This is a genomic window from Orbaceae bacterium lpD01, assembly GCA_036251705.1.
Lineage (GTDB): Bacteria > Pseudomonadota > Gammaproteobacteria > Enterobacterales > Orbaceae > Utexia > Utexia brackfieldae.
The window spans coordinates 1,612,690-1,628,509 of record CP133959.1 but is presented as its reverse complement, the minus strand read 5'-3'; the positions used below and the strand labels follow the sequence as shown (position 1 = coordinate 1,628,509).

Annotated in this window: 14 protein-coding genes; 8 read left to right on the top strand and 6 right to left on the bottom strand. The window is 43.2% G+C overall.

Annotated features, from left to right (window positions below; genetic code table 11):
- Positions 1–198: 198 nt before the first annotated feature.
- From RHO15_07325 to RHO15_07310, 4 genes are all read right to left on the bottom strand, one after another.
- A complete protein-coding gene (locus RHO15_07325; protein WVD63289.1) occupies positions 199–447 on the bottom strand; it encodes a hypothetical protein in 249 nt (82 codons plus the stop codon).
- A gap of 119 nt (positions 448–566) precedes the next feature.
- Positions 567–1,316: a DsbA family protein gene (locus tag RHO15_07320; GenBank protein ID WVD63288.1), complete on the bottom strand. Its 750-nt coding sequence runs from the start codon at positions 1,314–1,316 to the stop codon at positions 567–569.
- Positions 1,313–3,337 carry a protein-disulfide reductase DsbD family protein gene (locus RHO15_07315; protein ID WVD63287.1) on the bottom strand — a complete coding sequence of 675 codons (2,025 nt, stop codon included), beginning with the start codon at positions 3,335–3,337 and terminating at the stop codon, positions 1,313–1,315. The genes RHO15_07320 and RHO15_07315 overlap by 4 nt, the downstream gene beginning before the upstream one ends.
- Positions 3,338–3,392: 55 nt before the next feature.
- The gene (locus RHO15_07310; protein ID WVD63286.1) at positions 3,393–3,728 is read right to left on the bottom strand and encodes a hypothetical protein; all 336 of its coding nucleotides are present in this window, start codon (positions 3,726–3,728) and stop codon (positions 3,393–3,395) included.
- Positions 3,729–4,263: 535 nt separating this feature from the next.
- Between RHO15_07310 and agp the strand changes: the two genes are divergently transcribed.
- The 8 genes from agp to RHO15_07270 all read left to right on the top strand — a co-directional run bounded on the left by agp (position 4,264) and on the right by RHO15_07270 (position 13,671).
- The gene (agp, locus tag RHO15_07305) at positions 4,264–5,523 is read left to right on the top strand and encodes a bifunctional glucose-1-phosphatase/inositol phosphatase (GenBank protein WVD63285.1); all 1,260 of its coding nucleotides are present in this window, start codon (positions 4,264–4,266) and stop codon (positions 5,521–5,523) included.
- A 262-nt stretch (positions 5,524–5,785) separates the two neighbouring features.
- On the top strand, positions 5,786–6,172 hold the full coding sequence (locus RHO15_07300) for a DUF305 domain-containing protein (protein WVD63284.1): 387 nt from the start codon (positions 5,786–5,788) through the stop codon (positions 6,170–6,172).
- A 501-nt stretch (positions 6,173–6,673) separates the two neighbouring features.
- The gene (locus RHO15_07295; GenBank protein ID WVD63283.1) at positions 6,674–7,621 is read left to right on the top strand and encodes a siderophore ABC transporter substrate-binding protein; all 948 of its coding nucleotides are present in this window, start codon (positions 6,674–6,676) and stop codon (positions 7,619–7,621) included.
- 4 nt (positions 7,622–7,625) lie between these two features.
- The gene (locus tag RHO15_07290; protein WVD63282.1) at positions 7,626–8,591 is read left to right on the top strand and encodes an iron chelate uptake ABC transporter family permease subunit; all 966 of its coding nucleotides are present in this window, start codon (positions 7,626–7,628) and stop codon (positions 8,589–8,591) included.
- Between the two features lie 91 nt (positions 8,592–8,682).
- Entirely contained in the window at positions 8,683–9,561 is an 879-nt protein-coding gene (locus RHO15_07285; GenBank protein WVD63281.1) for an iron chelate uptake ABC transporter family permease subunit, read from the top strand.
- 1 nt (position 9,562) lies between these two features.
- Positions 9,563–10,321 (top strand): ABC transporter ATP-binding protein, encoded by a 759-nt coding sequence (locus RHO15_07280; GenBank protein ID WVD63280.1) that lies wholly within the window; start codon positions 9,563–9,565, stop codon positions 10,319–10,321.
- 282 nt (positions 10,322–10,603) lie between these two features.
- Positions 10,604–12,775 (top strand): FepA family TonB-dependent siderophore receptor, encoded by a 2,172-nt coding sequence (locus RHO15_07275; protein ID WVD63279.1) that lies wholly within the window; start codon positions 10,604–10,606, stop codon positions 12,773–12,775.
- Positions 12,776–13,083: 308 nt separating this feature from the next.
- Entirely contained in the window at positions 13,084–13,671 is a 588-nt protein-coding gene (locus RHO15_07270; GenBank protein WVD63278.1) for an NAD(P)H-dependent oxidoreductase, read from the top strand.
- 226 nt (positions 13,672–13,897) lie between these two features.
- On the opposite strand, the gene RHO15_07265 is transcribed toward RHO15_07270, so the two are convergent.
- A complete protein-coding gene (locus tag RHO15_07265) occupies positions 13,898–14,647 on the bottom strand; it encodes a glucose 1-dehydrogenase (protein WVD63277.1) in 750 nt (249 codons plus the stop codon).
- A gap of 310 nt (positions 14,648–14,957) precedes the next feature.
- The gene (locus RHO15_07260) at positions 14,958–15,599 is read right to left on the bottom strand and encodes a DUF421 domain-containing protein (GenBank protein ID WVD63276.1); all 642 of its coding nucleotides are present in this window, start codon (positions 15,597–15,599) and stop codon (positions 14,958–14,960) included.
- Positions 15,600–15,820 lie beyond the last annotated feature (221 nt).

Below are 15,820 nucleotides of genomic sequence, written 5' to 3'. Positions count from 1 at the left end.
AACATATGCGATAGATTCGGATAAGAAAAAATCGCTTACCACACGGGAGTGATAAGCGATTGGATTAAATAGACCATTTCAGTAATGCTAGCCGCAGCTTCAAACCCCAGACACTAGTCCAGCCGTTGGTTGAGAAGACCACTTGGCCTTTATCCATCAGGATGAAGGTGAGGGTCACGCTGATGTCCCAGGCGTGACTTAAGTTGCCTCGGCTATCATTGATGACTGGTATCTGAATATTTTTTTGGCCAGATAAGCGCTGATTTTATTATCGTCACCGGAACGTAGCGCGATGGAGACAACGTTATAGCCCTCAGCCGCAAGCAGGCCAACCGTCGGTGTGGTTAACCGGCAGATAACACACCACGATGCCCACATATAAACCAATAACGGTTTATCCTGACTGAGCGCCATTAAGGTGACGTTGTCACCCGTGGTAGTGGTCATCGTCTACTCCGCAAAATCCGCAGGATAGGTCGGGGCACGTAGCCAATCAAGCGCGGTTGTGATGATAAACAGCAGCGCTAACCCGATAACCACCTTGCGTAATTTCAAGCGGATCGCCACTATTTTTTCTGTTTAGCCAGCGCAATTTGCTGTTTGACAATTTCATTGAGCTGCTCATACGGGATGGCCCCTGAGATCGGCTGGTTGCCGACTAAAGTAAACGGTGTGCCTTGCACATTAAGCCCAGTCGCTAAATTATAGTCCTCTTTGACAACCTTGATTTGTGCATCGCCACTGTTAATCTTATCGACACCTACTTTGGCCATTGCCTGATTAATGGTCTCTGCCGTATGCATACCGGTTTTCTTAAACAGCAAATCATTCAGCGCCCAGAATTTATCAGGTTGTTGCTGCCAAACTGCCGTGGCCTTCGCGGCTGCGATGACTGAGGTTTCGCCTTTATAAGGTAAATATTTAATGATTAAGGCGGCTTCTGGATTATCTTGGATCACTTTCTCCAGAATCGGGTCGAACTGTTTACAGTACGGGCAGTTATAGTCGGTAAAGACCACCAGTGTCACCAGTGGATTTTTAGCGCCCATACGGGGACTAGCTGGTTGTTGATAAAGCTCTTTCTGATGTGCCTGTATAAAGCTTTGCACCTGCTCAGTTTGCTTATTTTCCTGATAGTTTTGTAAGCTGACAATCGCTTGTTCAAGGATACTGGGATCACTCACCATAGTTTCGCGGACGATCGCTTTAATCCGCGCTTCCTGAGCCGGCGTGAAAGCATTATCCGCCCAGCTCAGATGACTGACTGCCAGCATTGAGAAAAGCGTGAGGTATTTCATTGTTTTGATTGTTTTCATTGTCGGTCACCTTGTGCCTGTTTAAGTGTTTCAAGTACGGTATTTTTTGATAGTAACGTCGGTAATATTACTCCTTGCGGCAGCGCAGGGCCCATCACCTGGTTAAATGGAATGGCAAAGCGGCCATTATCGCGTAAGAAATCAGCAATCTCATCAGACGATTTGCTCCAGTCGCCTCGCAGTGCGACCACGTCCGGGGCTTGTAATGCTTGCTGTACCTGCGGATCGAGTATCACATTAATCTTATTGACTTTACAGGTGATACACCAGTCCGCGGTGACATCAATAAAGACTCGTTTATGCTGGGCCAGTGCCTCATCAATCGCCTGCACTGAGAGCAGTTGCCATTGGATCTTATCGGGCGTCTGTGACGCGGGTTTAATGCTGATAAACACCCACAGTCCAACGACTGCCAGCGTTAACAGCAGCAGCATCAGCGCTTTTTTGTAGCCATAACGGTAGCCGATTGCGCCAATCAGCAGCAGTAAAAAGAGGATACCGATCAGGCTGGTGAGCAGCAAACCGATATGAATCGATAGCAAGCTGAGTAGCCATAAACAGGAGAATAGCATTAAGATAGCCAGTACGGCTCTGAGTTTATTCATCCAGTTGCCCGGTTTAGGCAGCAGGGTGGCACATTTAGGGTAACAGGCGATAAACAGCCATGGCAGTCCCATACCGAGTCCGAGGGCGATAAAAATGCCCCATAACATCGGCAGCGGTGCGGCCAGTGCAAAAGCGATGGCGGTCCCTAAGAAAGGCGCAGAACACGGCGTGGCTAATAGGGTAGCGAAAGCACCTTCCAGAAAAGCACCGGTGAGGCCTTTTTGCTGATGGGTCGCCAGTTTCGTATTGACCGCCACATTGAGCCGGATATGGAACAGGTCAAATAGATTGGCGGTAAACAGCGCAGTGACAATTACCATCAAGCCGATAAACCACGGATTTTGGAATTGAATGCCCCAGCCTAGTACATTCCCTGTTACTCTCAGCAGCGTCATCAATAGTGCCAGCAGTAGGAAAGAGAACAGGATACCCGCCCAGGAAGCGGTAAATTGGGCACGAATTTGCCGATGATCGTGGTTACTGGCCTGTAAGACATGATTGATTTTAATCCCTAATACCGGCAGCACACAAGGCATCAGATTAAGGATTAAGCCACCCAGCAGCGCCATGGCGATCGCTTGCCAAAAACTCAGCTCAGATTGAGTGGTCTGGGTCAATTGTTCAGCAGTGATGGGTGCCGTGATCTCTTGGGCAATCTGATTATCGGCTAGTACTAGTGAGAGGGTTTTTCCTTGAATATTCGGCGCTTTATCGCCCCAGTCATCGGTAACCGGTATGCTGGCATACAGGGTATTTCCATCAATCCTAAAACTCGGTTTACCAAAGTTAATCCCGTCCAGTGTATCAGGATAGAGGCCGGGATTTTGCCACTGGCTCGCTTGCTTGGCGACGACTTGCAGTTCACTATCATGATAACTGACTTTACTTTGCTGAATAAATCCGCTTTTAACCGGTACCGCCGCCATCACTTTGATAAAATCGGTCTGAAAGGCGGTATCTTGTTCGTCATCAAGGGCTAAGGTAAACGGATAATCCTCCAGTACACAGACATTACTGCAAACCGGTAGCGTAAGCGTACCTTGTAGGCTGTCAGGTTGTGAACCGGTCAAGATCAGGGGTAAGGTGATATGCTCTTGGTAACCAATCGCTTGCAGGCCTAAGACATCGAATCGTTCTGGCGTTGGCCAGTACCAATCTGTTTTTAGGTCTGGCGTCTGCCAGCTGATTGACGGCGCTTCACCGCCCGCACCCGGTGAGCGCCAATAAGTTTTCCAGCCATCACTCAGCTGAATATCGAGCAGCAGATGAATGTCATGAGTGGTGGGCTCAACATTGGCCCGTAGTTTGATTTGTGCATTATTACTGCTGGTCAGCCAATCGGTCTCGGTCGCTTGCGACATGGCGCTGTGCAAGGCAAGTAAACCCGCTAGCACGAATCTTAATCTAAACAACATAAGGTTTTCTCCAAAAAGATAAATAACGTTATTGTTATGAATGAACGTGGTTTATCTACTCTCGAAAGACACACAACCTCAGATGAATACGTTCGCGGAGCGGATACTGCTGGCGATGATGTCGCAGTCCGGTCAAAATTAGTGGTTTTAATAGTGGTGATAGCCAGGCCAATATATTCACGACAGAACAGAGCGAGAAAAACAGCACGACCACTTGTGCCAGTGACACCGATTTTTCACCGAGATCACACACTGAGTTACCTTGATGAGCGGTTGGACTGGCAGTCATGTCTGCAGTGCTATGTGTGGCGATAGTCTGACTCACTGGCAGAATTTGTGGATAGTGATCCATTGATATCAAACTGTTTGAACGCAATACATGTTCCATCATGCAGATTAGCATCATCAAGCAAGCTAAAGCTAAAATGTAAGGTACATAACACTGAGTTTTTTGCATGGTTCTACGTGAATATCAGTGAATAGATAATAGAGTATAACACAGATTATTTTCGCTTGGTTGGCAAAATAGTGTGAGCTTTGAACATTTCTTATCTTAATTTAGCGACTATTCATGTTAGCACTATGCCGTTCAAATAGCTGCCAATCAAGGCTTTCGGATCAACTTTATCGAATTTATCACGCGCTTTTCAGTACTGAGAAACAATAGGATTAGTTAGGATATTTTATTGAGTGAGTGAGGAATATAGGCGCAGCTATATCTTATTTATCAGCTAGGGATAGTCGATATGACTACATGAAATAGGGCTATTTTGTGATGCAGATCAAATGATTAAGCGTGCATCAGCTGCATATCTTGATCTTGCTCACGTATTTCAATCCGTTAACGTGCAAAAAAACAGCACAATTATTACTATGAGATCATGCTCAGATCAGCACCGTTTTATTCACAAGGAAAAGGAAAAACAATGAAGTTAATTAAAAAAGCCCTGTTATTGACCGGTATCATATCCGCGATGATTGATGTTGCCTATGCGCAAAAGCCGGCGGAGCCGAGCAGTGATTATGCGCTAAAACAGGTGGTAGTTTTGACGCGTCATGGTCTACGCGCACCGTTAGTGGCAGGGGCTCAGCAGCTGATTGATGCCACACCATATCAGTGGCAAGCTTGGGATACTGATGGTGGTATTTTAACCACCAAAGGGGGCGCACTGGAAGTCTTTATGGGCGGTTATTTTAATCAGTGGGTAGTGCAAAACAACCTGCTGCCTAAAAATACCTGTCCTACAGAGGCTGATTATCACGTCTATACCAATGTTATCTTGAGAACTATTGCTACGGCGCAGTTTTTTACCGCCGGCGCTTTTCCGGGGTGTGATAATATCAAAATCAATCACTTCAGTGATCTGGCGAGTCGTGATCCGATATTTTATCCGGCCGTGAAAGAGAATAGTCCGGCATTTCAGGCGAAAGTGACCAAAGAGATCCATGATTATATTGCTAAACAAGATCTCGGTGCTTCTTATGCTAAATTAGAACAGATCATCGATTATAAAAACTCAGTAGCCTGTAAAGTTCAGAAACAGTGCGATTTAAGTCAAGTGCCGAATGTGCCAGACTTAACGCCTGATCAAGAACCCCTTGTCAACGGCGGTATTCGCATCGGATTTTTAATCGTTGATGCCTTTATGTTACAAGATTATGAAGGTTTTCCAAGTCATCAGGTGGCTTGGGGTAATATCAAATCAGCCGCAGACTGGCAATCGATAGCGAAGATTCGCAATGCCTATATCGATGCCACTTTCTTACAACCGGCTATCGTTAAAAATATTATTCAGCCGATGTTAAAACGTCTGGATACCTTGATGCCGGCGAAAATGACCCAAGCGCAACCGAAAGTAACGCTGCTTTCCGGCCATGATACCACGGTGGGTCCGGTGATTACTGCGCTCGGGGTGAATGAGTATCAGTTACCTGGACAGTATGAGAAAACGCCGATTGGTGGCGAAGTTGTTTTTCAGCGCTGGTATGATAAAAAACACGATCGTGACTTGTTGAAAGTGGAGTATGTCTATCAATCGACTGAGCAGTTACGTAACTTGTCGCCATTATCATTAAAAACTCCGCCGCAGCGTGTCACGTTATCTTTTAAAGGCTGTGATATTGATACCAATGGCTTCTGTCCATGGCAGGATTTTAGGAAAGTGATATACAACGCGTTGCATTGATTCGTCTTCAAGATGCGCTTTTGATGATCACATAATTCATTCTATCAACGACCTGATAGTTTAGGCTATTCGGGTCGTTTTTAGTCAATTACGGCTTAGCTGTAGACTTATTAATGGTGGTAAATGCTCAAACTAGCAGCACAATTTAGTGCTTTACTTTGCTTGATAATCGATTAGTATATTTTAGGTAGTGATCGTCACCAACGCTTACGATAAAAAATAGATAAACGTGACATAAAATAATGAGTTATAGGAGAAATGAATGAAAAAGATAACACTGCTACCGTTATTGCTGGTGCTGGCTTTACCGGTGGGCGTAATGGCTCAGCCGCAATCTGCGGCGCAATCACACGCCCAATCACATTCACAATCACAAGCACCAACCGAAGCTGAAAAAGCTTACATGCGTGCCATGGATGCAATGCATACCCCGATGATGCAGGGCGTGATGAATTCGGATCCAGATGTTGCCTTTATTAAAGGTATGATTCCGCATCATCAAGGTGCCATTGATATGGCTAAGATCGTGATTCAATATGGCAAAGATCCAGCGGTGCGTCAACTTGCTGAGCAAGTCATTAAAGCGCAAGAAGGAGAGATTGTCTGGATGAATCAATGGCTTGCCGAGCATGCCCCCGCCACTAAATAAGCGATTCGGTTAGTCTCAGCCACTGATCAACAGTGGCTTTTTTGGTTTAATTGCTGAATTTTCATCGCTTTCTTCTAAATTTCTTACTATTTTTCCTCTCACTACAACTGACAATGACTTAGTCTCATAAAGGGCAAATAAACACAATTTTTAATGTATTTTTGTGACATTGTCACTAATATTTAATCATGATAACGTAACTTAGTGAGTACCTTAGTTGGATGAAAACCATCATTATTAACCGTTTAATTGAGATGGGCGAACACAGGATGCTAATATAAAAATTATTGGTTGTAAAATTATTCAAATCAGTTTTAGTCTGAAAAATTGATGCTAGACCACGAATAAATAGGACGCACTAAAGTAGTGAAAGTGCTTATTTATTCGTCAGTCAAGGTAAAATTATGAGGAAGACAGTTTTGCTTCGTGCTGTTTTTTGTTATAGTCCCCATTTAATTGATAATGAGAATGATTCTTTTTCACTGACATGGAGATCCAACTATGCTTAAAAAAGCTGCCGTTACCGTCTTGTCTCTCAGCTTAGCGTTTACCTTATTTGGCTGTGATAAACAAAAGCTATCCGCGACTGAAGCCTCGCCTCAAATGATCACCATTGCACATGTGCAAGGCACAACATCAGTGCCAATCAATCCACAGAAAGTGGTGGTATTTAATCCTGCCACCCTCGATACGATGGATGCTTTAGGAATTAAGATTGCGGCGGTACCACAAACCAGCGTACATTTTCCGGCTTTTCTTCAAAAATATGCCGAGTCTGATTATGTCAACGTAGGTGGCCTATTTGAACCTAATTATGAAGCGTTAAGCAACTTAAAGCCGGATTTAATTATTGCAGGTGGCCGTGCCAATGATGCGTATGACAAGTTAAGTGAAATTGCGCCAACTATTTCATTAGCTGTTGATAATCATGATTTTATTGATAGTTTAACCTTACGTACTGAACAATTGGGTGAAATATTTGATAAACAGGCTGAGGCGGAAAAACAGATTACTCAGTTTAAACAAAAAATAGCGGCAGTCAAAGCGCGCGCCAGTGATCAGGGGACTGCACTGATTATCTTGATTAATGGTGGTAAAATGTCAGCTTATGGTCCAGGATCGCGTTTTGGCTTTATTTATGATGAGTTGGGTTTCAAGCCTGCAACTAAACTGGCTGAGAGTGGTACACATGGCAATATTGTCAATGCTGAGTTTTTGTTGAATGTCAATCCTGACTGGCTGTTTGTATTAGATCGCGATAGTGCGATTGGTAATAATCAGGCATTATCGGCAAAACAGGTGTTAGATAATCCATTAATCCATAAAACCAAGGTGTGGCAGGATAATAAGATTGTCTATTTAGACTCCTCTGCGCTCTATATTGCTGGTGGTCTACAGACCTATAATCAGCTGTTAGACCAAATCAACCAAGTACTCGGACAACAGTAGCGGTATGCGATCAGCTTATCTGTATCTCGGTATTGGTATCCTTATCGTACTATCGACGATTAGTCTGTTTACCGGTATCAGCCATCTTTCGCTGGCTACTTTATGGTCAGATGAAGAGATGCGGGATATTTTACTGATAAGCCGGGTACCTCGCACACTGGCATTATTACTAGCTGGCAGTGCAATGAGTGTGGCAGGACTAATTATGCAGCTGTTAACCCAAAATCGCTTTGTCGAGCCCTCAATTGCCGGTACTACACAATCAGCCAGCCTCGGCTTATTGGTTGTGATGGTACTAGCACCTTCCGCACCTATGATAGTCAAAATGCTGATTGCCAGTCTTTTTGCCATGGCCGGTACGCTACTATTTATGCTAATTTTGCGCAAAATAGTTCTAAAATCAGCATTAATGGTTCCCTTAGTGGGCATCATGTTAGGCGGCGTGATTAGTGCTATCACTGTTTTTGCCGCGATGTATTATGACCTGCTACAATCACTCGGTGCCTGGATCAATGGTGGCGATTTTTCTGGCGTCATACAGGGCCGCTATGAGCTCTTATGGTTAGTTGGTGGACTGACTTTATTTGCCTGTTGGGTAGCTGACCGTTTTACTGTCGCAGGCTTAGGTCGTGAGTTTGCCATTAATGTCGGATTAAATTATCGTCAGGTAATGTTGCTGGGCTTATCGGTGATTGCTATCATCAGTGGTATTGTGATTGTGGTCGTTGGTGCATTACCGTTTTTAGGACTGATTGTGCCCAATCTGGTTAGTTTGGTGATGGGGGATAACATTCGTAAAACACTACCTTGGGTCTGCTTGGTGGGGGGCGGACTGGTGTTATTGTGCGATATTATTGGCAGGATTATTCGTTATCCGTTTGAGATCCCAGCCAGCACTATTCTGGGTGTTTTTGGCGCGATGATTTTTCTGTGCTTACTAATTAATCAATCTCGTTATGCTAAACATTAAACGCGCATTGGTCGTTTGTTCCAAGCCGCTGTCACCGACCTGGCGCATAAGTCTATTATTGCTTCTGACACTGATGGTCATGATCCTTTTTATGACTATCAATTTGGGACCGAATTTATCCTATATTCTGGTCCGTCGTAGCTATATTTTATTAACGATGATAATCGTCGCGTTTGCGGCAAGTATTTCAACCGTGCTATTTCAGAGTGTGACCCATAATCGTATCTTGACACCGTCGCTCATGGGCTTTGAAGCACTGTTTATTCTGATACAAACGATGATCGTGTTTTTTTATCATGGCACCACTTCATACTGGCTATTTAGTCTGCTTAAATTTATTGGTGAGTCCTGTTTATTAGTGATTTTTTCGATTTTACTGTATCGCTGGCTGTTCTCATCGGTCCATTTTAATCTTAATTTGGTATTGATGATTGGTATCGTGCTTGGCACGCTATTTCGTAGTACCGCTAATCTGTTACAGCGACTGCTCGATCCGAATGAGTTTTCAGTACTGCAAAGCCGTCTGTTTGCCACCTTTACCCGCGCAGCACCGGAACTGATTTGGTTTTCTGCTGTGGTGGTGAGTATTATCGGTATACTTTTATGGCGAAAGCGCTATCTGTTTGATGTGCTAGCCTTAGGCCGTAATCAAGCGATTAATCTGGGTATCGATTACCGGCGCAGTGTGACCAGTACATTACTGTTTGTCTCGATTTTAGTCGCTATTTCCACCGCGTTAGTCGGTCCCTTGACCTTTTTAGGGTTGATGGTTGCTAATCTGGCTTATCTGCTGTCTGGCAGTTATCAACATCGCTATAGTTTACCGGTAGCCTTTTTACTGGCGGTGATCGCCTTGATTGGGGGACAGCTGATCCTCGAATATGGGCTGAATATGGCGGGTTCATTATCGGTGGTGCTGGAGTTTATTGGCGGGATTTTCTTTATCTATTTAGTCCTCAAAAGGTTTTAATATGATAACTATTGATAAGATCACCAAATATTATGACGATACACTGATTTTAAATGAGATTTCGACCCGCATCCAACAAGGCGGCATTACCTCGATCGTTGGACCTAATGGGGCCGGCAAATCGACCTTATTGTCGATTATTGGTCGTTTACTGCTAGCTGATTCAGGGCAGGTCATGGTGAGTGGGCTGGATGTCGTCTCCACCAAGAGTGCCATATTAGCCAAATATTTATCGATTTTGCGTCAGGAAAATCAATTCAATAGTCGGCTGACGGTTGAAGAGCTAGTCGGTTTTGGCCGCTTTCCTTATTCGCAAGGGCGCTTAACGGAAGCCGATAATGAGAAAATCACTGAAGCGCTTTCCTTTTTAAACTTGCTTACATTGCGTCAGCGCTTTTTGGATGAGCTATCGGGCGGACAGAGACAGCGCGCCTATGTGGCAATGGTACTTTGCCAAGATACCGATTATGTTCTGCTGGATGAACCGCTCAATAATCTCGATATGCGTCATGCAGTTGCCATGATGAAACAGCTTAGACGCGCGGCAGATGAACTGGGCAAAACGATTATTTTGGTGATTCATGATATCAATTTCGCCTCAGCTTATTCCGATCAGATCATCGCCATGAAAAATGGTGCACTCTGCTATCAGGGGACGCCAGCAGATATTATGCAGGCTGATATCTTAACCGCGATCTTTGACACCCCGTTAACCGTGGCTGAGATAGAAGGGCAGCGGATAGCGCTGTATTATCGTTAATGATGGCTGTTTGATTGTTTATTTTGAGAGATTTACGTTTAATGGTGTGCGGTGTGCCATATAAGGTATTATCTGACTGTGTATGGTCGATACGATAATGAGCTTTAATCGATTGACTTTAGTTTCAATGAGATAGCGCTCTTTTATTCATCAAACTTATATTGATCAGCAGCAGATAAAAAAATTTATTGATTTTAACTGAAAATATTATTGATAACGATTATCATTATCAATAATATAGAGGCTCTTATTTTAACCTCGCTATGTCAGGAGAGATGATACATGGCTATCTGTTTGAAACCACAACAACGTTTACTGTCCTACCTCTGTTCGTATCTGTTTTTAAGTACCTATTCAATATCGCTTTATGCCGAAGAGAAAGAGGATAAGGATGTCATTGTTGTTACCGCTTCCTCAGCTGAAAATATGCTCAAACAGCAATTAGGTGCCTCTATTATTACCAGTGAAGATATCCAAAACAGTTCCCCTGTCAATGATTTAGCCGATATTATTCGTAAGCAACCTGGGGTGAATTTAACCGGTAACTCCTCTTCCGGTGCACGCGGTAATAACCGCCAAATCGATATTCGTGGCATGGGACCAGAAAATACCCTCATCTTAATTGATGGTAAACCGGTAACTTCACGTAATGCTGTCCGATATGGTTGGTCAGGTGAGCGCGATACTCGTGGCGATTCAAACTGGGTTCCGGTTGAACAAGTCGAACGCATTGAGTTGTTAAGAGGACCGGCGGCAGCGCGTTATGGTTCGGGTGCGGCGGGCGGTGTAGTGAACATTATTACTAAAAAACCCACTAATCAATGGCATGGCTCGCTATCGCTCTATGGTGCGGTTCCTCAGCATAGTCAATATGGTGATACTAAACGGATGAATGTTAGTTTAAGTGGCCCTCTGATTGAGGAGGTGCTCAGTTTTCGCTTATATGGTAATGTTAATAAAACCGATGCGGACAAGTATGGCATTAATCCGTCTGACAATGTGGCAGGCCGAGAAGGAGTACGAAATAGAGATATCAATGGCTCGTTTATCTGGACGCTTGCCGATAATCAGTATTTGACCTTCGATGCTGGTTATAGCCGTCAGGGCAATATTTATACTGGCGATACGCAAAATAGCACTGCGCCAGTCGATGATACGATTGTTTATTTAGCCAAATCAGGCGCCGAAACCAATCGTATGTATCGACAAAATTATGGCCTGACCTATGATAGTTACTGGGACTTTGGTCAGGCTAAATTCACCTTTCAATATGATAAAACTAATAATACTCGTTTAAAAGAAGGTTTAGCCGGTAGAGTAGAAGGGGCGATTGCCAGTGATTTAGAATTTAATACTAGCCGACTGAAGAATTTTTATGTTAATGGTGAAACAATTATGCCGATTGAGACTTGGCTCACCCAATCATTAACCTTAGGTGTTGAGTGGAGCAAACAGTCGCTAGATGATCCCGGCTCTGCGGCACAGGCTGATCTATTAGGTTTAACAGCTAACCAACAAGATCGCGGTAAAGCCGATGCCGATACTACCAGTTTATATATAGAAGATAATATTGAACCGGTAGTGGGGACTAATATTATTCCTGGTCTACGTTTTGATCATCATAGCGAATTTGGCAGCAATTTCAGTCCTAGCTTAAATTTGTCGCAACAGCTAGGTGATTATTTTCAGCTTAAAGCGGGGATTGCCAGAGCCTTTAAAGCGCCTAATTTATATCAGTCCAATGAGGGCTACCTTCTAGCTACACGGGGTAATGGTTGTCCACTCACCAGTAATACAGGCCAATGCTATTTAGTCGGAAATAGTAATCTGGACCCGGAAATTAGTGTGAATAAAGAGATTGGCATCGAGTACCAATATGCCTCGTGGCAAACCAGTTTGACCTATTTTAGAAATGACTATAAAAATAAAATTATTGCCGGTCAAACGGTATTGGAAGAGATTGTGGTCGGCTCGAATATCTATAATGTCACGCAGTGGGAAAACTCTGGCAAAGCCGTCATTCAAGGTTTAGAAGGTAACTTGCGTATTCCTTTAACGACAGCCCTGTCTTGGTCAACCAATATGACTTATATGATCGAATCAAAGGATAAAAATACTGGTAACCCACTATCGATTATTCCTAAATATACGATTAATTCAACCTTGGATTGGAAAGTGAGTGATGCACTGAGTACTTTTATCAACTGGACTCAATATGGTCGCCAAAAGCCTAAGGAGTATCGGACGCGCCGTGGCGAAACGCTGTATGATGTAGAAGTGGGTTCCTATGCACAGTTTGCGATTGGTGCAAATTATACGATCATGAAAGATTGGCGGGTCAGTGCTGGTATCGCCAATCTGCTGGATAAACAGATCTACCGTCAAGCCAAAGGTGCCAGTACTTATAATGAACCAGGACGATACTACTATTTATCCACCACAATCTCTTTCTAATCTTGATTAGTGTTTTTACTATGATGAGCCACTACCGGTTGCGGTCCGTGGCTTATCTCATCATATTTATTTAATGTTACGCCGTAACATTTTATTTGTTTTGCTAAGTAACTGATTAAATTGCTATTTGGCTATTTCTGATAAATTAAATCATCCCGTAATCTTGTTTTTTATCAATGTCATCCCCATCGTAAAATGATATACATTTTATAAAAAGACGCTTTATAAAATAATAATAAGTTCTGTTTAAGATTGTGTTCGGGTGTAACTTTTCCGGCAATCATCAAGATTATTTTTCAATAGGAGTAGTGATGAAAGTATTACTGATTAATGGTTCGCAAACCTTCGCTCATTCAGGTGGTAAACTCAATACCACCCTACACAAAGCTGCGGTGAAAACACTGCAACAACTCGGTCATGAAATCAAAGAGACGCATGTCGAACAAGGGTATGATAATACTCAGGAAGTGGATAAAATTCTCTGGGCTGATCTGATTATCTATCAAATGGCTGGCTGGTGGATGGGCACGCCATGGCAGATGAAAAAATATATGGATGATGTCTATACGCAAGGTTACGGCTCAATCTATAAAGATGATGGCCGTACGCGTAGCGATCCGAACAAACAGTATGGCAGCGGTGGTTTATTACAGGGCCGTAAATATATGTTGTCTGTGACCTGGAATGCACCGCTCGAAGCGTTTAACGAGTTTGGTAATTTCTTTGATGGACGTGGCGTTGATGGTGTCTATTTTGCCTTCCATAAATCACAACAGTTTATTGGCTTATCGGCACTGCCAAGTTTTATGGCGAATGATGTGATTAAAGATCTGCATTTAGAACAAATCTTAAGTGACTATCAAGCGCATTTAACCAAGGTATTTGGCCAAGCTTAAAACGCGGATGATTTTCTGTCTTATTAAGCGATAACATAAGACTATCTCAAGCCAGATGAAATAACAGGATGGCCTTACGATGACTGATTGATTTGAGTCGTGGTAAGGCCATTTTAATATTTAGCATCAAATAGGCTTGTGGATGATGTTATTGTCACACTCTCGCTAACACCAAGCATACTGGCCGTATCTGAGCTTTTGGCGCTGCTAAATAGGAATTTCTGTTTTATATTGCGGTATAACCGCCATCAATCAGATAAGCGCCGCCAGTCATAAAAGAGGCTTTATCCGAACTTAAAAACACACAAAACTCTGCCACCTCTTCTGGTTTACCCAGCCTTCGCATCGGATGCTTGGCAATCAGGCTATTACGGATATTCTGACTCGGCGTATCAATTAATGGCGTTTCGATATAAGCTGGACAGATAGCATTACAACGAATGTTGTTTTGAGCATATTCGACCGCAATGTTTTTGGTTAATCCGATCACCGCATGTTTGGCGGTGGTATAAGCTGAAGAGAAGGGGGCGGCGACCATGCCATGGATAGAGGCAATATTGATAATTGTACCGCCACCATTTTTTATCATTTGGGCTAGTTCATATTTACAGCAGAAGAAAACTCCATCAAGATTGATACTCAGTACTTTGCGCCACTGATCAATACGATAATTCCCCGTCAAATTGAGTTCACCACCAATACCGGCATTATTACAGGCAATATCTAAGCGACCATATATTTTGGTGGTTTGTTTAATCAGCGCTTTAACATCATCTGGCTGTGCGATATCCGCTTTCATAAAGTGCGCCTCTCCGCCCATTAAGAGGAGCTGCTGAACCGTTGCCAGGCCTCTTTTGGTATCGATATCGGATATCATCACTTTGGCGCCTTCTTTGGTATAGGCCTTAGCGATAGCTAAGCCAATACCTGAACCTCCGCCAGTCACTAAAGCAATTTTATTCTCTAAAACCCCCATAAACACTCCCTTTCTGGCCTTATTTTTAAGTTGATGCTGGTTATCAGCAAAAAATTTTACTGGCAATATTCATGAATGAACATCGACCTATTTTGTTATCAAAATATATTGTGCTTTGTTGTATAGTATACTTGTCTGATTGGTGAACTGCTGGTGCAAAAAATCTTAATCTGATAGCTGATGTTGGAGGGGTAAACCTTGAATATTATGATAATATACCAGTGATAACTAGTTTGGTACCGCCTTGTTAAGCCAAGGTCAGCACACGCTAAGCGAGTCATTAAAGACGGTATTTCAGGCGGCAACATGTTTACTGGGGCTTATTTTGCGGATATATCCACAATCGTTCATCATGCCATTCGGCTAAAAAAACCTCTTCAAACGCAAAGCCTTGTTGCTGAATTTCCGCCATCAGCCACGCTTCAGTTTTGGCTAATATAGTGAGGTTTTCATTATCGATACTGCCACCTTCAATCAGAATAATGGCCATCGCGATGTCGCCTTTTTTAACCACGGTCATTTGACCATTATATTCAAACCAGACATTATCGAGTTCATCGAGATGATGATAGCCGCGCTGATGTAATAACATGATAAAATCACGCACCGCAAGTTTAGCCTGCGCAAAATTTTGCGACAATACCTGACCATTTTTCATCAGCTGAATTGAGCGTCCATCAACCACATTTTTAACCAGACTACGTTTAAAGGTCAGATAACGAACCAACAGCAGTAATCCAGCCCAGGCACTGGCCGTACACACTAATAGGTAGAGACTGATAGATGGATTGTAAAGCGGGCCGCCAATAATCGCACCGAGTACCACGTTGCCGACCTGATCGAGCGCTGAAATGGGCGCCAGGGCACCTTTACCGGATAGATTGATATAGATAAGTAGAATAAAAAACGCTGCGGCCATTTTGATCATAATATTGAGATAGAGCGCATCCATTTGTGAATAATCCTTATAGTTTGAAGATAAAGACTCGGTTATTTAAGTGATAAATCCCTAATATATCGGTTATTATTCACTAATCTGAACATAATCGCTATGCTCTGTTACTGCTATTTTTTCACAATCAAACACATCAGCGATACGGATATATCGAGCGATAAGGGTTAGCGAGATAACTTTGACTGACACAGTACTCAATAGCTCATTGTCGCCACGCT